This window comes from Streptomyces sp. NPDC002619, from assembly GCF_042889305.1.
Classification (GTDB): domain Bacteria; phylum Actinomycetota; class Actinomycetes; order Streptomycetales; family Streptomycetaceae; genus Streptomyces.
Genome location: NZ_JBIAQV010000002.1, coordinates 305740 through 326708, shown reverse-complemented (window position 1 = coordinate 326708; position 20969 = coordinate 305740). Strand labels below are relative to the sequence as shown.

Below are 20969 nucleotides of genomic sequence, written 5' to 3'. Positions count from 1 at the left end.
TCCTACACTGGGCGGGACATGTGCGTGGGCTGTGACGCGGGCGGACGGGAGAGGGCTGTGGCGCGGATCGGGGGCATCCAGGATCCCTCCGCCGAGGTGCTGGCCGAGGCGGCCGCCGCCTTCGGGCTGCTCGCCTCGACGGCCCGGCTGCACATCATGTGGGCCCTGTCCGAGAGCGAGAGCGACGTCACGCACCTCGCGGACCGGGTGGGCGGCGCCCTGCCCGCGGTCAGCCAGCACCTGGCCAAGCTGAAACTGGCGGGCCTGGTCCGCTCCCGCCGCCAGGGCCGGCGGCAGATCTACTACGTGGCCGATCCCGACGTGGTCACCGTCGTCCGCCTGATGGTGGGTCAGCTCGCCGCACGCGCCGGCCTGCCCGCCGTACCGGCACCGAGGTCCCCCGGGACCGGCGCCTAGCGGGCCCGCGCCCGCACCCGTCAACCACCCGCCCCGTACGTCAGGTTGGAGCACAGGTCGTCGTCGGCCGAGCGTGCTCCGTCGGCCACCGAACTGGGGACGGCGGTCGGGGCCGGCGAGGCGGTGGTGCCGGCGGCGTAGTCGGCGCCCACGACCACGTTGAGCACGGCTCCGCCGATGGACTGGAGCTGGGCGCCCGGGAACAGCTTGGCGAGCTTGTCGGCCCGGGTGCGCAGTCCCGGGCCGTACTGGACGACCGTGGTGGCGTGCTGCGTGTTGAGCGCGTTCCCGGTGCCGGTGACGGTGAAGCCGTGCGCGGTGAGGTCCCTGGCCGCCTCGGAGGCGAGGCCGCGGGTGGTGGTGCCGTTGTAGACGGCGACGTCGATACCGGCGCCGGAGACGCTCTCGGCGGGACTCGGCGAGGCGGGCGCGCTCGCACTCGCTTTCTTCTTCTTGCCGCTGGCGTCCTTGCCGTCGATGGTGCGGTCGGCCTTCAGGGCGGCCCACAGGTCGGAGGCGTCCGGCTCGACGACGGCGACGCGTGAACCCTCGTAACGCCAGGGGATCGTCACGAACTTGGTGTTGTGCAGGTCGACGTTCTTGAGCGACATCGCAAAGGAGATCAGCTTGTCCGCCGAGCCCAGTCCCGGGTCGACGGTCATGGACTTGGTGGCGGCGGAGGCGAGCGGCAGCAGCTTGGTCGGGGTGAGCCCGTCGCTCTTGATCTTCTTCATCAGGCTGGAGACGAAGGCCTGCTGGCGCTGGATGCGGCCTATGTCGGAGCCGTCGCCGACGCCGTGGCGCAGGCGGACGTAGTCGAGGGCCTTCTGCCCGGAGACCTTCTGCTCGCCCTTCTTGAAGATCCGGCTGCCCTGGGTGGGGCGTTTGGGGTTGAGGTCGTTCTGGTACACGTCGTTCGGCAGGCACACCTCCACCCCGCCGACGACGTCCGTCAGCGCCGCGAAGCCCTTGAAGTCGACGACCACGGTGTGGTCCACGCGCAGACCGGTCAGCTGCTCGACCGTGTTCTGGGTGCAGGCCGGGTTGCCCTTCTCCGTCTGCCCGATCGAGAAGGCCGCGTTGAACATGGTGTCGGTCTGTGTCTTCGTCCAGGTGCCGTCGGGCAGTTTGCACGGCGGGATGGTCACCAGGGTGTCGCGGGGGACGGAGACGGCCAGGGCGTGCTTGTGATCGGCGTAGACGTGCAGCAGGAACGCGGTGTCGGAGCGGCCGATGTCGTCCTTGTTGCCCCCGCCCAGCGCGCTGTTGCCGTCGTTGCGCGCGTCCGAGCCGATGACCAGGACGTTCTCACCTTTGGAGGCGGCGGCGTCGGGACGGTTCTTGGACAGGCCGTCGCCGTCGAAGGTGCTGATGTCGCCGTTCAGCTTCAGATAGATCCAGCCGAGCCCGGCCGTGCCGAGCACCACCACGGCCAGCGCGACGAGAAGCAGGGTCCGCCAGGGGCTCCGCCTGCGGCCGCGTGCCGAGCGGCGGCCATGACCGGAGCCGTTGCGGGGCGGCTCGCTACGGCGCCGACGGTGCGTCGCCGTCTCGTGTTCCCTCGTCGTCGTCATCCGCGCGCCCTCATCCGTCCGTACCGGTCCGGCTCATACGGAGGGGACGCGTGTGGCCCCGCCCTGTGGTTGTACAGTTGCGCAATCTAGCAAGGGTGGCAGCAGTGCTGGCAGATGGTACGCCGCCCCCTCTTCCGCCCCGTAAGTCCCGCATGTGGCGCCCGTCAGGGACTGGCGACGTCGAAGCCGTAGCGCAACGGCTCGCTCTTCACATGGAAGTCGCGGCGGTAGACGAACACAGCTTCCGCACGCACGCCGTGTTCGGGCGGCGCCTCCACCTCGCAGGGGTACGTCACCTGGATCACCCGCGGCCGCCCGGAAACCTTCATCCGCAGCCCGTCGGCGGGCCCGCCGTCCAGCACGGCGGTCTCCCACCCCATCACGTCCTTGGAATCCACGAGCGACAGTTTAAATCTGGCGCAACTCTCGGGAATCGTGATGCGTGTCACTCGGGGCCGGGGTGAGGGGCTGCCACAGAACAAGGACCGGGCGGCGGTTGGGTTGTCTATGTTCCTGTTCATGCCCGAGATGCAGCTGCTCCGTCCAGGCCACGCCCCCGCACTGCTCGCCTTCGAGCAGGAGAACCGGGCCTACTTCGCCAAGTCCATCCCTGACCGAGGCGACGACTACTTCGCCCGGTTCGACGAGCGGCACCGTGCCCTGCTTGCCGAGCAGGAGGCTGGTGTCTGTTATTTCCATGTGCTGGTCGGCGCCGAGGGCGAGGTGCTGGGGCGGGTCAATCTCGTGGATGTGACGGACGGCGGCGCCGAACTCGGGTACCGGATCGCGGAGCGTGCCGCGGGCCGGGGGCTGGCCACCCGGGCCGTACGGGAGCTGTGCGACCTCGCCGCCAACAGCTACGGGCTGACCACCCTGCGCGCCGCGACCACGCTCGACAACGCGGCATCACGGGCCGTGCTGGCCCGCTCGGGGTTCGCCGTAGTCGGCGAGAGACAGCTCTCCGGTCGCCCCGGTCTGTCATATCTCCGCAGCCTTGCGGACTTCACCGCGCCGCCAGGTGCGGGGGTCGCCCTCCCGACAGACGCCCTTACCGACAGGTTCGAGTCAAGGTCTGGCCAAAATCCGGAACTCAACGGCCATGCGTGATCGGGTCTGCTGCGACGGCTCATCAACGCCCGCTCGGGAGATTTCTGGTGCCAGCAGCAATTCGCAAGAGACGATGGCTCACGATCTGTGCCATCACCGCGTCCGCCGGACTGATAGCGATACCCGCGGGCGCCGCGCCCGCCCGCCACGGCAGCCCCTTCGGAGTCCGTGCCCAGGACCGACTCGCCGCCGAGCGCGACGGGTCGGCCGGCGTCGTCACGCCGAGTCTGGCCGGCGAGGACGACGGCGGTGGCGAGGCCGACGAGATAGCCGAAGGTGCCGATCAGTACGCCGAGGCCCGTACCTCCCCCGGTATCGTCGCCCCCGGCGCCTACGGAGCCGCCTGGAGCAGTCTCGCCAACCTGCGTGGCACCGGCGGCAGTTGGAGCAACATCACCGATCTGCCGTACAACTCCGACGACGGGCGCTATCGCGACTTCGACTCCAACTCCAGCGGTGGTTCGGGGTATGTGACCGGGCGGATGGCCGCGATGGCCGCCGACGACGACGGGTACGTGTACGCCGGTAGTGCCGGCGGTGGGGTGTGGCGGTCGCGCAGCGGCGGCGGGCACTGGCAGGCGATCAGCGACGCGCTGCCCTCGCAGTCGACCGGCGCGCTCGCTGTCGACGGGGGCGGACGGCTCTGGCTGGGCACCGGTGAGGCGACCACCAACGCGGACGCGTACCTCGGCAGCGGCGTCTACGTGCTGTCCGACCCGCACCGCGGCACGTTCTCCACCCGCAGCCGCGTCGGCGGCGACGAGCTGGAGAGCACCACCGTCCACCAGCTGCGCTTCGGTGGCGGCAAGGTGTGGGCGGCGACCAGCGAGGGCGTGTGGAGCCACTCCACGAAGAAGCTCGGCGGCGCCTGGAAGCTGGAGTTCGCGCCGAACCCCGACTATCTGCCGGGCGGTTCGAAGGCGCACGACTCCTCCGCGGCGTACAAGAACATCGCCAACGACATCGCGATCGACCCGAAGGACCCCTCCAAGGTGGTCCTCGCGATCGGCTGGCGCAGCGGTGACGACTACAACGGCTTCTACACCAAGGGTTCCGACGGCACCTGGAAGCGGATCACCAGCGGGCTCGGCGACCTCCCCGCCGACCCGGACGGCGTCGGCAACGTCACCTTCGCCCGCTCCGCCGACGGCTCCCGCTACTACGCCATCGACCAGTCGCCGGAGCAGCTGAACACCAACCCGGACAGCGGTCTGGAGGGCTTCTTCGTCTCCAAGTCCGGCTCCCCGACCGGCCCCTGGACGAAGATCGCCGACTACAAGGGCCTCGCGGCCAGCGGTTCGGCGCTGACCTCCGGGGGCTACATGCCCGGCGTCCAGGCCTGGTACAACCAGTTCCTCACCGTCGACCCGAGCGACCCGGAGCACGTGTACGCCGGGCTCGAGGAGGTCTACGAGACCAAGGACGGCGGCACCAACTGGTCGACCGTCGGGCCGTACTGGAACTTCGGGTTCTCCTGCTGGAGCATCGACCCGGCCAAGCAGACCGGTGACTGCAACCCGACCACCCACTCCGACCAGCACGGCGTCGCCATCGGCCGCTACCACGGAAAGAGCTGGGTGTACGTCGGCAACGACGGCGGCGTCTACAAGCGCCCCGTCCGCGGCTCCCAGGACTCCGACGGGCACGCCACCGACTGGACCTCCCTCAACGACGGCACCATCGACACCCTCCAGTACTACTCGGTGGGCATCGGCAAGGACCTGGACCACGGCGGCGTCGCCGTGAACGGCGGTCTGCAGGACAACGGCCAGTCGCTGCTGCGCAGCAACGACAAGGTGATGGGCTCCAACTTCGGCGGCGACGGCGGCGACACCCTCACCGACCCCGCCAACGGGTGCAACATCGCCGAGGAGTACGTCTACCTCGCGATCCAGGTGACCCAGAACTGTGCGGTCAACGACGGAAGTTGGGTGAACGACCCCAGCAAGATCACGTCGTACGGCGTCGCGCCCGCCGACAACGCCACCGGTGAGGCCCGCTTCATCGCCCCGCTCTCGGCCGACCTGAAGAACAGCAACACCTGGATCGCGGGCGGCCGGCACATCTGGGTCCAGACCCACGGCTACGCCATCCGCAGCGGCTCGGAGTGGACCAGCCTGCACGACCTCGGCGCCGGCCGTACCGCGACCGCCGTCGCGGCCTCCGGCGGCAAGGTGTACGCGGCCTGGTGCGGCCCCTGCAACGACCAGGGCTTCGCCCGTGGCATCGCCGTCGGCAACGCGGACGGCACCGGCTGGCACGACATCAACCTGCCGGTGGACGGGACCGTGCCCAACCGCTACCTCAGCGGCTTCGCGATCGACCCGAAGAACGCCGACCACGTCTTCCTCGCGGTCAACGGCTTCTCCCGGCACTGGACCGAGGGCCCCGGCGCGGGCGTCGGTCACGTCTTCGAGTCCCGCGACGGCGGCACCACCTGGACCGACGTCTCGGCCAACCTCCCCGACGTGCCCACCAACTCGGCGGTCGTCACCCCGAACGGCGGCCTCGCCGTCGCCACCGACCTGGGCGTCGTCTACCGCGCCCCGGGCCACACGACGTGGAAGCGCGTCGGCAAGCTGCCCGCCGTCGCCGTGCTCCAGCTGAAGCTGGGCCCGGACGGGCGGACGCTGTACGCGGCGACGCACGGCCGTGGCATCTACACCTTCAAGGTGCGTGACCTCGGCTGACGTCAGGCGAGGCTCGAGCGGAGGGGTGATCCCGGGGCGTCCGTCGCCCAGGGGTCACCCCTCTCGTCCGTACGGCACCACGATCACGTCCAGCGTGAAGACGATGTGCGGCGCGCCCGCCACATCGGGTGCCTTCGCCGACGCGGTGACCACGGCGGCGCCGGCCCGGACACCGGCGCACCGCAGGTTGGTGTGTGCGGTGCCGTCCGTGTCCCGCCGCCAGCCCTCGGGCAGCACGAACACCGGCGCGGAACTGTGCACACCGGTCCAGCGCGCGTCGTCGGTACGGGGGTGGAGGACGAGCGACACCACGGTCCCGGGCCGCACACACAGCCGCCGCGTCACCGGATCACCGGGCGACACGGTGACCTGCACATGCCCGGTGGCACAGGCCGCGGTCGAGGAGGCGTGGTTCTCGTCGGTTCCGTCACCCGCTGTCCCACCACACGCGGCCAACGCCATCACCCCCGTGATCAGCCACACCCCGGTCCACCACCGCATGCCGTCACCTCCTGCGTTCTCCAGCATGCCCCTCGTGTCACCAGCCGGTCAGCAGCAGGTGGTTGAGGAGGAGGGCGAGGACGGCCTGGGCGGTGAGCCAGGCGCGGGGGCGGGTCAGGAGCGCGCAGGCCGGGAGCAGCCACATCGCGAACGGCAGCCAGATGCGCTCGGTCTCCGCCTTGCTCAGGCCGGACAGGTCGGCGAGCAGGACGGCGAGGGCGGCGGCGGCGACCAGCAGGGCGAGTCTGGCCTGCGCCGGCCACGCGTCGAGGCGCGAGACGGACCAGCCCTTGAACCGCGAGGCCGGACGCCCGCCCCGCCGTACCAGCGCCCCCGCCACTCGCCCCAGCCCCGCCGCCGTGGCCAACCCTGTGACGAGGACCAGGCAGGCCAGGTTCGCCCACACCCAGTAGCTGTACGGCCGGATGCCGCCGACGCCCTGGTAGTAGCGCTCTTCCAGCAGGCGGTACGCCTCCCACCAGTCGAAGCCGATCACCGTGAACACCGCCGGTACTACGGCCGCCCCGGCGACCAGGAAGGGCAGCACCCGCAACCGCCCCCGGCCCAGCAGCAGTGCCGCCGCGCCGATGAGCGCGAAGAGCGTGAGGCCGTAGGAGAGGTAGCAGGTCAGGCCGAACAGCAGCCCGGAGCCCGCCGCCCACCAGCGGGAGTGTCCGGTCACCGCGAATGCGAGCAGGGCCACGGACCAGGCGGCGACCGCCGCGAAGTACCCGTCGGCCGAGGCCCCCACCCACACCGCGGCCGGGGCCATCGCCAGGAACGGTGCCGCCCGCCGGGCCGGCTGCTCCGAGGTCAGCGCGCGCACCGCCACCAGCACGGCCACGCACGCGGTCGCGCCGACGGTGATGCACCAGGCCCCGGCCCAGCCGCCGCCGTGCAGCCCGGCCCGGTCGAGCAGGACGAAGGTCAGCGTGGCCGCCGGGGGGTGCCCGGCGATGTGCGCCGGCCAGTGGTCGGGCGACTGGATCAGGATGTACCCGGTGAAGTCCCGCAGGGTGGCCGGGATGTCCTGGAAGCGGTCGATGACCTGCAGATACTCATTGCGGGTGGTGAGCCGGCCCGCGACGCCCCGCTGCCAGCCGTCGACGAGCGCGAGGGACCAGGTCCAGGCCATGGCAGTGCCCCAGGCGGCGGCGAGCAGCGCCCGCCAGGGCAGCCGGGCGGCGAGCACGGGACCGTACGCGATCACGGCGGCCGCTACGGCCACCGCGGCCGGGGTGCCCGGTCCGACGTGCGGGTCCCAGTTCGCGAACAGGGGTGGCCAGTTGACGAAGAGCGTGTGGTGGGTGTCCTGGATGTGGCGGCCGACCAGCACCGCCGCCAGGACGAGCAGGGCGGCGGCCGCGGCGGCGGACAGGTCGCGAAGGAGGGCGCGGTTCACACGGGAACGCTAGGCCGCATGACCGTACGCGAGGCCACTCGCAGCGCGGACGTCAGAGTTTCGTCACGGGTCGCGCACCCGTTCTTGGTGGTCACCCGGCCTACGGTCGGAACATGCGCGACCCACGGCTCCCCTCCTCCCCCGGCTTCTGGCGCAGCCCCCTGCGCGGTCCCTGGTTCACCTCCGTGCTCGGCGTCGTGCTGCTCGGGGGCATCACGGTGCTGTTCGTGACCGGGCTGGTGTCGTACGCCGCCTACAACCCGGACCTGTCCCGGGTGAACGACCAGACCCCGGACAAGGGCCTCCTCGGCTTCTATCTGTTCGCCTGGCCGACGAACCCGCACTGGCTGTACCGGTTCACCCAGGGCGTGCACGTCACGCTCGGCATCACCCTGATCCCGGTGCTGCTGGCCAAGCTCTGGTCGGTGGTGCCGAAGCTGTTCGCGCTGCCCCCGGCGCGCTCGCTCGCCCACGCGCTGGAGCGGATCTCCCTGCTCCTGCTGGTCGGGGGCGCGCTCTTCGAGTTCGTCACCGGGGTGCTCAACGTCCAGCTCGACTACGTCTTCCCGGGCTCCTTCTACCCGCTGCATTTCTACGGCGCCTGGGTGTTCTTCGCCGCGTTCGTCGCCCACACCGCCCTGAAGCTGCCCGCGGCCGTACGGAACCTGCGCAACCGGCACAACGCGACCGAGGACGACCTGACCTCCCCCCGGCCCGATCCGCCCACGGTCTCCCGACGCGGCGCGCTATGGCTGGTCGGCGGCGGCTCGCTGCTGCTGTTCGTGACGACCGTGGGGCAGAGCCTCGGCGGTGCATTCCGCTCGACCGCCCTGCTCGCGCCGCACGGCGGGAGCGATCCCGGGGCAGGACCCGGCGGCTTCCAGATCAACAAGACCGCCGCGTTCGCCGGCATCGACGCGACCGAGACGAGCGAGGAGGCTTGGCGGCTGGTGGTCACCGGCCGCACCGGCACCGTCCGGCTGACCCGCGCCGACCTGCTGAAGATGCCGCTGCACAGCTCGGCGCTGCCCATCGCCTGCGTGGAGGGCTGGTCCACCGACGACCAGTGGTGGCGGGGCGTACGCCTGCGGGACCTGGCCGCACTCGTCGGGTATGACGACCCGCCGGACGTCCTCGTCGAGTCGCTTCAGCGGCACGGCGCCTTCCGCCACGCCGCCCTGCGCGCCAACCAGGTGGCCGACCCGCGCTCCCTGCTCGCCCTGTTCGTCAACGGCGAGGACCTGACCCCCGACCACGGCCGCCCGGCCCGGGTCATCGTGCCCGCCGCGCCCGGGGTGCTCAACACCAAGTGGGTGGCCCGGATGACGTTCGGAGACCTGTGACGATGGCGATGCGACGGATCCCGAGCGCGCTACGACCGCGCCGCCTCCCGCTCGGCAGCCCGCTGCAGATCCTGCTGCTGGTCTGCTCGTTCGCGGTCGCCGGATACGCGGGCGTGCAGCTCCTCGCGAACGACTGGTTCGGTGTCGCCCTGTGGTTCGTCGGTGCCGCCCTGCTGCACGACCTGGTGCTGCTGCCGCTGTACTCGGTCGCAGACCGGGCGGTGATCCGGGGGCTCGGCAGCGCCGGGCGCCGGACGTGGACGCCGTACGTGCGGGTGCCCGCCGTGCTGTCCGGTCTCCTACTGCTCGTGTGGTTCCCGCTGATCAGCGGGATGGTGGCGGACCACTACCGGTCGGGCACCGGGCTGTCGCCGGACGTGTTCCTCGGCCGGTGGCTGCTGATCACGGCCGTCCTCTTCGGCGGTTCGGCGCTCCTGCTGCTGCTGCGGCTGCGCAGGGCGACGAAACTGCGCCCGCCGGCCGACCACTGAGCGGCGGTGCGCCAGCCGAGGGTGCGGGCGTACCGCAGCAGCGCGGGGGTGCCGAGCCGGGCCCAGGGGAACGGAGTGCTCGCGGCGACCCGGGCGTCGGCGACCCGCACGATCCGTACGTCGATCCGCTCGTCGATGTCGAACGGCACCGTCTCCGCGATCAACAGCGCGCCCGGCGCGAGGAGTCGGGCCAGCCGGTCGAGCAGGGCGTGCGGGTCGCCCCCGATACCGAGGTTGCCGTCGACGAGAAGGGCGGTGCCCCAGCGGCCCTCACCGGGCAGCGGGTCGAAGACGGAGCGGCGCAGCGCCTGCCCGCCGAGCCGTACGGTGTGCGCGACGGCGGCCTCGCTGACGTCGATGCCGAGAGCGGTACGGCCCCGGGCGGCCAGCTCGGCCACCAGCCGCCCCGGCCCGCACCCCACGTCGAGCACGGCGCCCTCGCACCGCCGCAGCACCTCCAGGTCCACGGCGTCGGCCGCACCGCACCACCGTTCGACCTCGAGAGGCAGCAGCCACCCGTCGGCCCGGGAGAGGAAGAGCGGTCCGCGCCCGGTCCGCAGGGCGTCGGAGTAGGGATCGGCGGACCACGAACGCCCGACCGTCTCCCGTTGCGCGGTGCTCATCGGCGTCCCGCTGCCCGCAGCCGGGCCAGCTCGGCCGCGAACCGGCCGTGCGGGGCCAGCGCCGCCACCGCCTCGGCGTCGGCCACGGTGTCGACGTCGCGCAGCGGTGGCAGGTCGCGTACCAGCAGTCCCGCCCCAGTCAGCCGCCGTCGCTGCACCGCACCCGTGGTCGGCGTCGACATCGGCACGCCCCGCAGCAGCCCGGGGTCGGGCTCGGCGAGCCCCAGGGCCCAGAAACCGCCGTCTTCGGCGGGCCCGAAGTACGCCTCGCACCCGGTGAAGTCCACGGTGAGCAACTCGGGTGTGATCTGCGGGGTGTCCATGCCGACCAGCAGGGCGGGCCCGTCGCATCCGGCGAAGGCGGCGGCGAGACGCTCGTCGAGGCCTCCCGCGCACTGCGGTACGACGTCGAAGCCGGGCGGCAGCCAGGGGCCGGGCCGGCCGTCGAGCACCAGGACCCGGCGGTCGGCGGGAGCGGCGGCGACCGCGCGCAGGGTGTCGGCGAGGGCCGCCTCGGCGAGCGTCGCGGCCTCGGTGGGGGAGAACGGCGGGGTGAGCCGCGTCTTGACCCGACCCGGACGCGGCTCCTTGGCGATGACGAGCAGCGTGGTCACCGCGGACCTCCGTACGGTGCAGCCGATGCCACCGGTGCCTCGGCGAGGACGCGGCTCATGTCCCGTACCGCCTGCCAGGTCCCCCGCCAGGTGCCGGTGACCTTGGAGTCGCCGGTGCGCGGCAGGTACGGCACGTCGTGCTCGGCGATGCGCCAGCCGGCGTCGGCCGCGCGCACGACCATCTGCAGCGGGTAGCCGCTGCGCCGGTCGGTGAGGCCGAGGGTGAGCAGCGCCTCGCGGCGGGCGGCGCGCAGCGGGCCGAGGTCGTGCAGGCGCAGGCCGGTGCGGCGGCGCAGTATGCGCGTGAGCGCGAGGTTCCCGGCGCGGGCGTGCGCGGGCCAGGTGCCCCGACGCTGCGGCCGGCGTCTGCCGAGCACCAGGTCGGCGTCGTCGTCGCGGACTTCGCGTACGAAGGGGACGAGCCGGGCCGGATCGAGGGAGGCGTCGCAGTCGCAGAAGCACACGATGTCGGCCGTGGCGGCGGTCAGCCCCGCATGGCAGGCGGCGCCGAACCCGCGGCGCGGCTCGCGGACCACGGTCGCGCCCAGCGCGTGGGCGATCTCGGCGGAGCCGTCGGTGGAGCCGTTGTCCACGACGAGGGCGCGCCAGCCGGCCGGAACGCGGGCCAGGACCCAGGGCAGGGCGTCGGCCTCGTTCAGACAGGGGAGTACGACGTCGACGTCCTGGGACGCGTCCGGTGGTGTGGGAGAGGTCGTCACGGCACTCACCCTACGGGCGCGAAAGGGGCATTTCGGACTACGGCTCCTTACGGAACACGGACGTCGAAGGAGGTCCGCGAGTCCTTACGAAACGCGGACGTCCGGGGCCCGTCCCGCCCCCGGGAGCCGCGCGGACGCGGGCGGGGTGCGACGCTGGCCGTATGGAGCAGCAGGCGGATGAGCGGGCAGGGGCGGCCCGGGTCCTGGTCGTCGACGACGACCCCACGGTCGCCGAGGTGGTCACGGGCTACCTCGACCGCGCCGGGTACGTCGTGGACCGCGCCGAGGACGGCCCGGCCGCGCTCGCCCGCGCCGCAGCCCACTGGCCGGACCTGGTGGTCCTCGACCTGATGCTGCCCGGCATGGACGGCCTGGAGGTGTGCCGCCGGATGCGAGGCCGGGGACCCGTGCCGGTCATCATGCTCACCGCCCGCGGCGACGAGGACGACCGCATCCTCGGCCTGGAGGTGGGCGCGGACGACTACGTCACCAAGCCCTTCAGCCCCCGCGAACTCGTCCTGCGTGTCGAGTCGGTGCTGCGCCGCACCCGCCCGCGCGCCGACACCGGTTCGCTGACCGCGTCCGGACTGACCGTCGACCCGGCGGCCCGCCGAGCTCTCAAGAACGGCGACGAACTCGCCCTCACCATCCGTGAGTTCGACCTGCTCGCCTTCTTCCTGCGGCATCCCGGACGGGTGTTCAGCCGGCAGGACCTCATGAAGGAGGTGTGGGGCTGGGACTTCGGCGACCTGTCCACGGTCACCGTCCATGTCCGCCGGCTGCGTGGCAAGGTCGAGAACGACCCGGCCCGGCCCCGGCTCATCCAGACCGTGTGGGGCGTCGGTTACCGCTTCGAACCCGTCGCCGAGACCGTCACCGAGTCCGTCGCCGGGGAGGAGTGACCGTGAACGACATGCTGCTGATGGCGCTGTACGCGTTTCTGGGCGCGGTGGCGGCCGGTGCTGCGGGCGCGGGCGCCCTGTGGCTGCTGCGCCGTCGCTCGCTCACCGCCTCGCTCACCGTGGTGGCGTCCGTGGCGGTGGCCGCGATGTTCGCGGGCACGCTCCTCGTCGCGTGGGCGATGTTCCTGTCCCCGCACGATCTGAAGGTCGTCACGACGGTGGTCGCGATGGCCACCGTGGTGTCCCTCGCCACCGCGCTGCTCCTCGGCCGCTGGGTCGTCGCCCGCAGCCGCGAACTACAGCTCGCCGCCCGCTCGTTCGGCGACGGCGGCTCCTTCGCCGCGCCCGACGGGCCGGCCACCGCCGAACTCTCCGCGCTCAGCCGTGAGTTGGCGGCCACCAGCGCGCGGCTCGCCGAGTCACGGGACCGCGAGCGCGCCCTGGAGACCTCCCGGCGCGAACTGGTCGCCTGGATCTCCCACGACCTGCGCACCCCGCTCGCCGGGCTGCGCGCCATGTCCGAGGCGTTGGAGGACGGCGTCGCGGCCGACCCGGAGCGCTACCTCAAGCAGATCCGCACCGAGGTCGAGCGCCTCAACGACATGGTCGGCGACCTCTTCGAACTCTCCCGCATCCACGCCGGCACCCTCGCCCTGTCCCCGTCCCGGATGTCCCTGTACGACCTGGTGGGCGACGCCCTCGCGGGAGCCGACCCGCTCGCGCGGGAGCTCGGGGTGCGGCTGGTGGGCGAGAGCATCGAGCCGGTGCCCGTCGAGGTGGACGGCAAGGAGATGAGCCGGGTCCTGGGCAACCTGCTGGTCAACGCGATCCGGCGGACACCGGCCGACGGGACGGTGGCCGTCGCCGCCGAGCGCCGCCCCGAGGGTGTCGTCCTGTCGGTGACCGACGGCTGCGGCGGCATCCCCGAGGAGGACCTCCCGCGCGTCTTCGACACCGGCTGGCGTGGCACCCACGCCCGGACGCCCCCGGCCGGCGCGGGCCTGGGCCTGGCCATCGTCCGCGGCATCGTCGAGGCCCACCAGGGCCGGGCGAGCGTCCACAACATCCCGGGCGGCTGCCGCTTCGAGGTGACACTCCCGACGGCCCCCTAGGGCCCGTCCGACAATTCCCGCCGGGCGCGCGACGCTCTCCCAGCCTGGCGGCTGGGAGGTGCCCCCAGGCACCGCACCCTCGCTGCGTTGTCGGGCATGCCCAAGTACGCCCAGTACGAGGGCGACCCTCCGCCTTGCGATGCACGGCACCAGACGCCGCGGCCTGATCCGGCGCGAATGGTCCGACAGGCCCTGGTCAGCTCACTCCGACGCCGCGAACTCCCGCATCCCGGCCTCGAATCCGACCTCCGGCTTCCAGCCCAGCTCGGCCCGCAGGAGGGTGGAGTCCGCGGTGATGTGGCGTACGTCGCCCAGGCGGTACTCGCCGGTGACCACAGGTTCGGGGCCGCCGTACGCCACGGCCAGGGCGCGGGCCATCTCGCCGACCGTGTGCGGCTCGCCGCTGCCCGTGTTGTACGCCACGAGAGCCGCGCCCGGTGAATCCGCTTCCAGTGCCGCCAGGTTGGCCGCCGCCACGTCCCGTACGTGCACGAAGTCCCGTCGCTGGCGCCCGTCCTCGAACACCCGCGGGGCCTCGCCCCGGGCCAGCGCGGAGCGGAAGAAGGAGGCGACCCCGGCGTACGGGGTGTTCCGGGGCATCCGGGGCCCGTACACGTTGTGGTAGCGCAGCGACACCGCCGAGCCGCCGGTCGCCCGGGCCCACGCGGCCGCCAGGTGCTCCTGGGCCAGCTTCGTCGCCGCATACACATTGCGCGGGTCGGTGGGGGCGTCCTCGCCGACCGGGCCGGGGGCCAGGTCGGCGCCGCAGGACGGGCAGCCGGGCTCGAAGTGCCCGGCCGCGAGACGGTCGACGCCCCGTGGGCCGGGCCGTACGACGCCGTGGCGCGGGCACTCGTACCGCCCCTCCCCGTACACCACCATCGACCCGGCGAGGACCAGCCGCCGTACGTCCGCCTCCGCCATGGCCGCCAGCAGTACGGCCGTACCGAGGTCGTTGCGGGAGACGTACTCCGGCGCGTCGGCGAAGCCGGTGCCGAGGCCGACCATGGCCGCCTGGTGGCACACGGCGTCCACCCCGGCCAGGGCACGGGCGACCGCGTCCGGGTCCCGGACGTCGGCCGCCGGGTCCGTCCGCACGTCGTACGCCACGGGTTCGTGCCCGTGCGCCGACAGCGCCTCGACGACGTGCGATCCGATGAACCCGGCCGAGCCGGTGACCAGTACGCGCATACCCCGCACGCTAGGCGGCGCGGCCCTCCGCACCGAAGGACCACGCCCGCCCCGTCACCACTCCGTAAGACCTGCCGGTTCCGTCACGGACGTGGCGGACCCGCCGCCTGTCCCGTCTGGCTCACCACGTCCACGTCGCTCGCGCGGACGTAGGCGAGCCGGTGGCCGAGCTGGATCTCGTAGTACTTCTCCGATCCATTGACCACCCTTCCCGGCCCCTTGCCGAAGGACGAGCGGTCCACGTACGAACCGGAGACGCTGGTCTGCGTCACATACCGCTGGCCCTCCTGGAGGGTGTACGGCAGCGGTGACTCGGTCTGCGGTTTCATCCCGTAGGGATAGGCGGAGGCCTCCGGCAGGGCACGGCCGTACACCGGGATCTCGCCCGTGCCGTCCTTCGGCGTCACCAGCTGCCCGGTCGAGCCGACGGCCGTCGGATGGTCCATCGGGTTCTTGAACCACGCCTTGTGGCCCTGGAACCAGATCGCCGTCCAGTCCCCGCTGCGCCCGGCGGCCGCGAACTTCTGCCCCGCCGAGATCCGCGAGCCCAGGTCGTTGACGTCCTCCGTGGAGTCCTTGCCGTCCGGGTGCCGGCCCGGGTCCTGGATCAGCGGGGCGTCGTCGGCCGGCTCGGTGTGCAGGCGTACGGCGCTGGAGCCGTGCGGCGGGCACAGCACGCCGTGGCCCTCGCAGCCGTAGAAGCGCGGCTTGTAGGTCTTGTAGTCCGGCAGCACCATCAGCACCGGGCTGTCCGGTCCCGCCGTGGCCTTCAGGGGCGCGCCGAGCAGGTCGAAGTAGTGCCGCCAGTCCCAGAAGGGCCCGGGGTCGTCGTGCATGTCCGGGATGGCGCCGGTCGTCGGGGACGGCACGTTGTCGTGGCCGAAGATGTGCTGCCGGTCGATCGGGATGCCGTACTTCTTCGCGAGGAAGCGCACCAGACGGGCCGAGGACCGGTACATCTGCTCCGAGTACCAGGAGTCGGGCTGGGTGAGGAAACCTTCATGCTCGATGCCGATCGAGCGGGCGTTCACGAACTGGTTGCCCGAGTGCCAGGCCTCGTCCTTGGTCCGCACATGCTGTGTGATCTGGCCGTTGCTGGAGCGCACCGAGTAGTGCCAGGACGCCTCCGCCGGATCCTGCACGGTCTGCAGCATGGACCACAGCGACGCCTCGGTGTCGTGGATGACGATGTACTCGATCTTCTGGTCCCTGGGCCGGTCCGCCGGGTCGTAGTTGCCGTACGAGTCGCCGACCCTGGAGTACGCCGCGCTCAGCCAGGAACAGGTCAGCTCCGCCGGGCACTCGACCTGCGTGGGCCGGTTCGAATCCCGCACCTTCGCGGAGCGGGGACGTACGCCGGGGTTCGGGGGCAGGGTGACGTGCTGTCCGGCGTCGGTGGTGCGCTGCGCGCCCTTGCGGATCACCGTGAAGACGTCGTCGGCGTACGTCGCCGCCGACGCCGTGTCACCCGTGCCCGAGAACTTCGCCACCGCGTCCCACCAGTCGGCCGGGTTCTCGCTGAGCGGCTTGCCGAGCTGCTTCTGCGTCGCCGCCAGGAGGGCCGCGCCGCCGCGCACGTTGGCGGCCGCGTCCATGCGCAGTTGCTTGGCCGGCTCGCCGATCAACTTGGCGGCCCGGCGCAGGTCCGTCTGCTGTTCGGGGGCGCCCGGGGCGCCCGCGGCGGCCGCGTCCGGCGCCCCCGCGAGTGGACGCGGGCTGCCGTCCGGCGGCAGCGACTGCGCCGGGACCGAATGGGCGGGGCGGACATCCACCAGGTGCATCGGCCCGTAGCCGCCGGCGACGCTCGGCGTGCCCGGATGGGAGTCCCAGCGCGTCTGCTGGTAGGACACGCCCATCAGCACGCTGCTCGGCACGTGGTACTTGTCCGCGGCGGCCGAGAACTCGTGCTGCAGACGCTGGTCGGCCGCCACGTCGTCGTCATGGTCGGGACCGATCAGCAGCGGGAGCAGGAGCGCCGACAGTGCGGTCACGCAGATCAACCGACGGTGTCGCCGGACGGCGCCTGTGACACGGGGGACGACACGTCTTCTCATCACGGGGTGTCTCCATCCATGCTCGTCGCAACGGACAAACGCAGCAGGGACAACGGAGTTGCCCGTAACGCCACCCTCCGTACGTTTCCGTGCCTCGCGCGCCCCGGCGCGCCAACCGTCAACCACGTGGACCAGCCACCCGCCAGAGGCCACCCGGTCGGCGGCAGCGCCCTCGCGCCCCCTTATGTCCCGCTCACTCCTCCACGGGGTCGACTTCCCAGTCCGGGTGTCCCGGCATCGGCGGGGTGTGCGCCCCGTACAGCCAGGGCGTCAGAAAGGGCGTCAGGTCCTGGCCGGCCACCTCGGAGGCGAGCCGCATGAAGTCCCGGGTGCCGGCGGTCCGGACCTGATATCTCGTCACCCAGGTGCGCTCGATCCGCTCGAACGTCTCCTTGCCGACCTTCTCCCGCAGGGCGTACAGCACCAGCGCCGAGCCGTCGTACCGCATCACCTTGAACAGGGTCGGCCCGGTCGGCTCGGCGGGCGCCCCTTGGTCGTGCCGCCACTGGTCGTGCTGCTTGTACGCCGCCCGCATCGCGTCCTCCATGTCGGGGCCGCCGTGCTCGTCGGAGTACAGGCGCTCGTAGAAACGGGCATGACCCTCACTCAGCCACAGATCGGACCAGCGCCGGATCGCCACGCTGTCGCCCGTCCAGTGGTGGGTCAGCTCGTGCACCAGGTCCCGCTCGGCGTCGACCCGGTCGCCGAGGAGATCGGCGCTCGGTACGACGGACAGCGACTGCGTCTCCAGCGCGACGGGCAGGTCGGTGTCCCCGACGAGGACGCCGTAGCGGCGGAACGGGTACGGGCCGAGCCGCCGCTCCAGCCACGCGAGGTGATCAGGCGTCAGCGCGCGGTAGTCCTCGGTGTCGCCGACCAGACCGTCCGGCACCGCGTCCCGCACGGGCAGCCCGCGCGGCCCGGTGCCGTCGACGAACGTGAACCTCCCGATCGCCAACTGCACGAGCTGCGCGGCGACCGGTTCCTCGGAGTCGTACGTCCACCGCACCCGCCCGTCGGACTGCTGCGCCTTCTCGACCAGCCGCCCGTTCGCCACCGCGCTCACTCCCGGCGGGGTGGTGACGTGGAAGGTGACCGGTGCACGCAGGCTCGGGTGGTCGTTCGCCGGGAAGACCATCCGGGCGCCGTCGGGCTGCGCGTACAGCAGGGTGCCGTCGGAGGTGGGAATCCAGCCGTACGTCCGGATCGCGTCGGAGCGGTGCCGCTGCTGCGTCGGGTCGGCGGTGTAGGCGACCCGCACGGTGAAGGTCCGGCCGTTGGGGATCGGCCGCGCCGGAGTGACGACGAGCTCGTCACCGTCGCGCTCGGCCCGCGCCGGTAGGCCGTCCACGGTGACCGTGTGCAGCGTGTTGCCCGCGAAGTCGAGGTCGAAGCGGGACAGGGCCTGGGTGGCGGTGGCCCGGATGGCGGCACGCGCGGGAAACGGTGTCCGGGGCGCGCGCCAGTCGAAGTCCAGCGTGTAACGCCGGACGGCGTACCCCCCGTTCCCGTCGAGCGGCGCGAGGGGGTCCCCGATACCCCGGGCGCCGGGAGTGGGGACGGCGTCGGGGGCGTGGTTGCCCTGACTGCCATACCGAGGACCGGAGCGCTGACCGGCATCGGGGAGCCCGCCGACGAAAACGGCGGTACCGCCGATCGCGGCGACACCAGCGAGAACGAGGACCACGTGACGCAAGCGGAGGCCGCGGGCGGCTGTGCGGATCATGGCCGCAATATCGCAGCGGGGGAGGTGATTGGCGACTTATGTCCGCATATGTAAGGCCGCCTGGGTGGCTGTGGTGTGACGCACCGTCACTCAGGCGACGTCCGGTGCTGCCTCACCCGAGGCACAGCACCAGCACGCATATCTGGGACGGGGACGTCGAGGCCGGTGCCGGGGCGGTCTGGGGGGTGCTCGGGTTCGTGGCGGGGGGCGTCGTGGGGGTGGTCGGTTGCTGGGGGGCCGTGGCCGTGTGGGCGGGGGCCGGGACCGAGACCGCGGGCTTCTTGACGGCGACCGTCGTCGTCGCCGGGAGGGGGGTGGCGGCCGCGTCCGTGTGGGCCAGTGACGGTGCCGCGTGGCGCGGCGCCGAGACCGACTGCCGGGGCGGGGCGGTCGTCGCCGGTGCGTGGGTGCGGGGGGCGGCGTGCTTGGGCGCCTTAGTGGCGGGAGGTGCGGTCGGGAGGGTGGGGTCCGGGGCCGTGCCCGACGCCGTCTCCTCCTCGGCCACGCCCATGCTCCGGTTGTCCGGAGCCGCCGCCGCCTGTGTGCGGTCGGTGGAGTGACGGTCCATCGAGGCGACGGTGAGGCCACCGCCGACGAGCGCGACGGCCGTCGCCACCACGGCCCGGCGCTGGTTCTTCTTCCACCGGGCCAACTGCCGCCGCCGCGCCGCACGTCCCTGCGGGGCGGCCGGTGCACCCTCGACGTCGCCGGACGGGTCGGTGTACGGCTCTTCGTGAGTGTCGGCAGAACGCGCGGAGGAGGTGGAACGCGCGGACGAGGTGGAACGCGCGGAGGACGTGGAACGCGCGGAGGAGGTGGAACGCGCGGAGGAGGTGGAACGCGCGGAGGAGGTGGAACGCGCGGAGGAGGTGGAGCGCGCGGACGATGCGGACGACCCGGAAGGCGTGGAGGGCCGCGACGCGGATTCGAACCACGTCTCCGCCGCCGAGACCTCCCAGGCAGCCGTCGTACCGGCGGCGCCGGCCGCGCCGCCCGCCCGACGCTGGCCGTGGCGGGGAGCGGGTCCCGCCGGGATCTGGGCGCGGTGGGACGCGGACTCCGCCTGTCTCTGACCGGGCCGCGCAGTTGATCCGGTGGGGCCCTGAACGTGACGAGGAGCGGATCCGGTGGGCCCCTGAACCTGGCGAGGGGCTGATCCCGTCGGGCCCTGGCCACGGCGCGGAGCGGAGCCCGTTGCGCCCTGGTCCCTGCGCGGAGCGAACTCCGTCGAGTTCTGGGCGCGGCGCGGAGCGATGTCGGGGGCGTAGGCGCCGCACCCGGGACACACCAGGGCGCCGTTGAGGTGGCGGCGGCACGAGGAGCAGTAGTCCATCAGCGGTCTTCCTGGGTCGCTTGCGCCGTAGGCCCGTCCGGGCCCGGCCTGGTTGCGCTCGCACAGGGTCTCGAGCGGCAGCAACGCTAACGAGGGTTTCGCAAGGCTGTGTGCAGTCTGTGTGGCACTCCTGCGCAGATTCCCCGCACGGCTCGTACACCCCGGGTGCATCACCTGCCCCACCCGGTTGCCTGTGCCCCCCAGTGCGTTCCCCAGCGCGGGTGAAAGCCCGGGCCGATCCGGCCCTTCGGGCCGAACCGCGTCATGCGGCTCGGCATATTGACCAGGGCCCGCACCGGACTCGCAGGAGGAACCTCATGCTCGGCACCGACTTCCGCACCGGCTCGCCCATCTGGCTCGACCTCGGCAGTCCCGACATCGACACGGCCGCCGCCTTCTACGGCGCCGTTTTCGGCTGGCAGTACGTCTCCGCCGGGCCGGAAGGGGGCGGTTACGGCTTCTTCCAGCAGGACGGGAGGACCGTCGCCGGCCTCGGACCGCTGACCGAGGAGGGCGCCGAGCCGGCCTGGACGACGTACTTCCACAGCGCGGACGTCGCGGCGACCGCCGCTGCCGTGACCGGCGGCGGAGGCAGTGTCCGTGTCGAGCCCATGGTCATGGGCGGGCCCCTGATGGCCCAGTTCACCGACCCGCAGGGCGCCGACTTCGCCGTACTGCAGTCCGAGAAGGGCCTGGAGCGGGCCTCCGAGGACAACACGCTGGTGTGGGTGGAGTTGCACGTCGCCGACCCGGAGGCGGCGATCGGCTTCTACCGCGCCCTGTTCGGCTGGCGCTCCGAGGAGATGAAGGCGCCGGGCATGACGTACCGGGTGCTCAGCATCGCCGACGGCGATCAGCAGGCGGGCTCCTTCGGCGGGGTGGCCCCGCTCTCGGGCGACGCCGAGGAGGCGCGCTGGGTGCCGTACTTCGCCGTGGCCGACGCGGACGCGCTCGCCGCGGCGGTGCGGGAGAACGGTGGCGCGGTGCTGATGCCGGCCGCGGACGTCCCCGACGTCGGCCGCATCGCCTGGCTGACGGACCCGTCCGGCGCGGTGTTCGCCGTACTGAAGCCGAACCCGCGGCAGGCGTGACGACGACCACGGCAGGGGTGACGGCGACGCGTCCCCCTGCCGTGGCCGTGAAGTCACTCCGAAGAAACCTGTGGTTCAT

Annotated in this window: 19 protein-coding genes and 1 pseudogene; 9 read left to right on the top strand and 11 right to left on the bottom strand. The window is 72.4% G+C overall.

Features of this window, described 5'->3' with window-relative positions:
- The first annotated feature begins 18 nt into the window (after nt 1-18).
- Nucleotides 19-417: an ArsR/SmtB family transcription factor gene (locus ACFYXB_RS05615; protein WP_389578046.1), complete on the top strand. Its 399-nt coding sequence runs from the start codon at nt 19-21 to the stop codon at nt 415-417.
- A gap of 20 nt (nt 418-437) precedes the next feature.
- Here ACFYXB_RS05615 and ACFYXB_RS05610 read toward each other — a convergent pair whose 3' ends face one another.
- Both ACFYXB_RS05610 and ACFYXB_RS05605 read right to left on the bottom strand, forming a co-directional pair.
- The gene (locus ACFYXB_RS05610) at nt 438-1991 is read right to left on the bottom strand and encodes an LCP family protein (protein ID WP_389578044.1); all 1554 of its coding nucleotides are present in this window, start codon (nt 1989-1991) and stop codon (nt 438-440) included.
- A gap of 164 nt (nt 1992-2155) precedes the next feature.
- The gene (locus ACFYXB_RS05605) at nt 2156-2371 is read right to left on the bottom strand and encodes a hypothetical protein (RefSeq protein WP_388500130.1); all 216 of its coding nucleotides are present in this window, start codon (nt 2369-2371) and stop codon (nt 2156-2158) included.
- A gap of 139 nt (nt 2372-2510) precedes the next feature.
- Between ACFYXB_RS05605 and ACFYXB_RS05600 the strand changes: the two genes are divergently transcribed.
- Nucleotides 2511-3098 (top strand): GNAT family N-acetyltransferase, encoded by a 588-nt coding sequence (locus ACFYXB_RS05600; protein ID WP_389578041.1) that lies wholly within the window; start codon nt 2511-2513, stop codon nt 3096-3098.
- A gap of 47 nt (nt 3099-3145) precedes the next feature.
- Nucleotides 3146-5788, top strand: coding sequence for a glycosyl hydrolase (locus ACFYXB_RS05595; RefSeq protein ID WP_389578039.1), 2643 nt, complete (start codon nt 3146-3148; stop codon nt 5786-5788).
- 54 nt (nt 5789-5842) lie between these two features.
- Here the strand turns inward: ACFYXB_RS05595 and ACFYXB_RS05590 are convergent, their stop codons facing one another.
- Entirely contained in the window at nt 5843-6316 is a 474-nt protein-coding gene (locus ACFYXB_RS05590; protein WP_389578037.1) for a hypothetical protein, read from the bottom strand.
- 10 nt (nt 6317-6326) lie between these two features.
- Nucleotides 6327-7691: a hypothetical protein gene (locus tag ACFYXB_RS05585; RefSeq protein ID WP_389578034.1), complete on the bottom strand. Its 1365-nt coding sequence runs from the start codon at nt 7689-7691 to the stop codon at nt 6327-6329.
- 113 nt (nt 7692-7804) lie between these two features.
- Here ACFYXB_RS05585 and ACFYXB_RS05580 point away from each other — a divergent pair, with 113 nt between their 5' ends.
- Nucleotides 7805-9034 (top strand): molybdopterin-dependent oxidoreductase, encoded by a 1230-nt coding sequence (locus tag ACFYXB_RS05580; RefSeq protein WP_389578031.1) that lies wholly within the window; start codon nt 7805-7807, stop codon nt 9032-9034.
- A gap of 2 nt (nt 9035-9036) precedes the next feature.
- Nucleotides 9037-9525: a hypothetical protein gene (locus ACFYXB_RS05575; RefSeq protein ID WP_389578029.1), complete on the top strand. Its 489-nt coding sequence runs from the start codon at nt 9037-9039 to the stop codon at nt 9523-9525.
- A gap of 206 nt (nt 9526-9731) precedes the next feature.
- Here ACFYXB_RS05575 and ACFYXB_RS05570 read toward each other — a convergent pair.
- From ACFYXB_RS05570 to ACFYXB_RS05560, 3 genes and pseudogenes are all read right to left on the bottom strand, one after another.
- A pseudogene (locus ACFYXB_RS05570) lies at nt 9732-10148 on the bottom strand (class I SAM-dependent methyltransferase); the annotation flags it as partial.
- Nucleotides 10145-10762 (bottom strand): DUF2064 domain-containing protein, encoded by a 618-nt coding sequence (locus ACFYXB_RS05565; protein ID WP_351358596.1) that lies wholly within the window; start codon nt 10760-10762, stop codon nt 10145-10147. The pseudogene ACFYXB_RS05570 and the gene ACFYXB_RS05565, both read right to left, overlap by 4 nt.
- Complete coding sequence (locus ACFYXB_RS05560; RefSeq protein ID WP_389578027.1) at nt 10759-11490, bottom strand: glycosyltransferase family 2 protein; 732 nt, start codon at nt 11488-11490, stop codon at nt 10759-10761. The genes ACFYXB_RS05565 and ACFYXB_RS05560 overlap by 4 nt, the downstream gene beginning before the upstream one ends.
- A 152-nt stretch (nt 11491-11642) precedes the next feature.
- On the opposite strand from ACFYXB_RS05560, the gene ACFYXB_RS05555 reads away from it, so the two are divergent.
- Complete coding sequence (locus ACFYXB_RS05555; RefSeq protein ID WP_389578024.1) at nt 11643-12383, top strand: response regulator transcription factor; 741 nt, start codon at nt 11643-11645, stop codon at nt 12381-12383.
- 2 nt (nt 12384-12385) lie between these two features.
- Nucleotides 12386-13495, top strand: a complete 1110-nt coding sequence (locus ACFYXB_RS05550; protein WP_389578022.1) for a sensor histidine kinase — start codon at nt 12386-12388, stop codon at nt 13493-13495.
- Nucleotides 13496-13696: 201 nt separating this feature from the next.
- Here the strand turns inward: ACFYXB_RS05550 and ACFYXB_RS05545 are convergent, their stop codons facing one another.
- The 4 genes from ACFYXB_RS05545 to ACFYXB_RS05530 form a co-directional block, all read right to left on the bottom strand.
- On the bottom strand, nt 13697-14686 hold the full coding sequence (locus ACFYXB_RS05545) for an NAD-dependent epimerase/dehydratase family protein (protein ID WP_389578020.1): 990 nt from the start codon (nt 14684-14686) through the stop codon (nt 13697-13699).
- 83 nt (nt 14687-14769) lie between these two features.
- Nucleotides 14770-16677 (bottom strand): N-acetylmuramoyl-L-alanine amidase, encoded by a 1908-nt coding sequence (locus ACFYXB_RS05540; RefSeq protein WP_389578017.1) that lies wholly within the window; start codon nt 16675-16677, stop codon nt 14770-14772.
- A 256-nt stretch (nt 16678-16933) separates the two neighbouring features.
- A complete protein-coding gene (locus ACFYXB_RS05535) occupies nt 16934-18466 on the bottom strand; it encodes a M1 family metallopeptidase (protein ID WP_389578014.1) in 1533 nt (510 codons plus the stop codon).
- Nucleotides 18467-18578: 112 nt separating this feature from the next.
- The gene (locus ACFYXB_RS05530) at nt 18579-19118 is read right to left on the bottom strand and encodes a hypothetical protein (RefSeq protein WP_389578011.1); all 540 of its coding nucleotides are present in this window, start codon (nt 19116-19118) and stop codon (nt 18579-18581) included.
- Between the two features lie 85 nt (nt 19119-19203).
- Here ACFYXB_RS05530 and ACFYXB_RS05525 point away from each other — a divergent pair, with 85 nt between their 5' ends.
- Together ACFYXB_RS05525 and ACFYXB_RS05520 are read left to right on the top strand one after the other, a co-directional pair.
- Nucleotides 19204-19539, top strand: a complete 336-nt coding sequence (locus ACFYXB_RS05525; RefSeq protein WP_389578009.1) for a hypothetical protein — start codon at nt 19204-19206, stop codon at nt 19537-19539.
- A gap of 577 nt (nt 19540-20116) precedes the next feature.
- Entirely contained in the window at nt 20117-20890 is a 774-nt protein-coding gene (locus tag ACFYXB_RS05520) for a VOC family protein (RefSeq protein WP_389578006.1), read from the top strand.
- Nucleotides 20891-20969 lie beyond the last annotated feature (79 nt).

Excerpts from the sequence above, each read along its gene's own strand:
- ACFYXB_RS05600 (WP_389578041.1), top strand. The coding sequence starts at position 2,511 with ATGCCCGAGATGCAGCTGCTCCGTCCAGGCCACGCCCCCGCACTGCTC.
- ACFYXB_RS05590 (WP_389578037.1), bottom strand. The coding sequence starts at position 6,316 with ATGCTGGAGAACGCAGGAGGTGACGGCATGCGGTGGTGGACCGGGGTG.
- ACFYXB_RS05580 (WP_389578031.1), top strand. The coding sequence starts at position 7,805 with ATGCGCGACCCACGGCTCCCCTCCTCCCCCGGCTTCTGGCGCAGCCCC.
- ACFYXB_RS05610 (WP_389578044.1), bottom strand. The coding sequence starts at position 1,991 with ATGACGACGACGAGGGAACACGAGACGGCGACGCACCGTCGGCGCCGT.
- ACFYXB_RS05555 (WP_389578024.1), top strand. The coding sequence starts at position 11,643 with ATGGAGCAGCAGGCGGATGAGCGGGCAGGGGCGGCCCGGGTCCTGGTC.
- ACFYXB_RS05520 (WP_389578006.1), top strand. The coding sequence starts at position 20,117 with ATGCTCGGCACCGACTTCCGCACCGGCTCGCCCATCTGGCTCGACCTC.
- ACFYXB_RS05605 (WP_388500130.1), bottom strand. The coding sequence starts at position 2,371 with ATGGGGTGGGAGACCGCCGTGCTGGACGGCGGGCCCGCCGACGGGCTG.
- ACFYXB_RS05535 (WP_389578014.1), bottom strand. The coding sequence starts at position 18,466 with ATGATCCGCACAGCCGCCCGCGGCCTCCGCTTGCGTCACGTGGTCCTC.
- ACFYXB_RS05545 (WP_389578020.1), bottom strand. The coding sequence starts at position 14,686 with ATGCGCGTACTGGTCACCGGCTCGGCCGGGTTCATCGGATCGCACGTC.
- ACFYXB_RS05615 (WP_389578046.1), top strand. The coding sequence starts at position 19 with ATGTGCGTGGGCTGTGACGCGGGCGGACGGGAGAGGGCTGTGGCGCGG.
- ACFYXB_RS05575 (WP_389578029.1), top strand. The coding sequence starts at position 9,037 with ATGGCGATGCGACGGATCCCGAGCGCGCTACGACCGCGCCGCCTCCCG.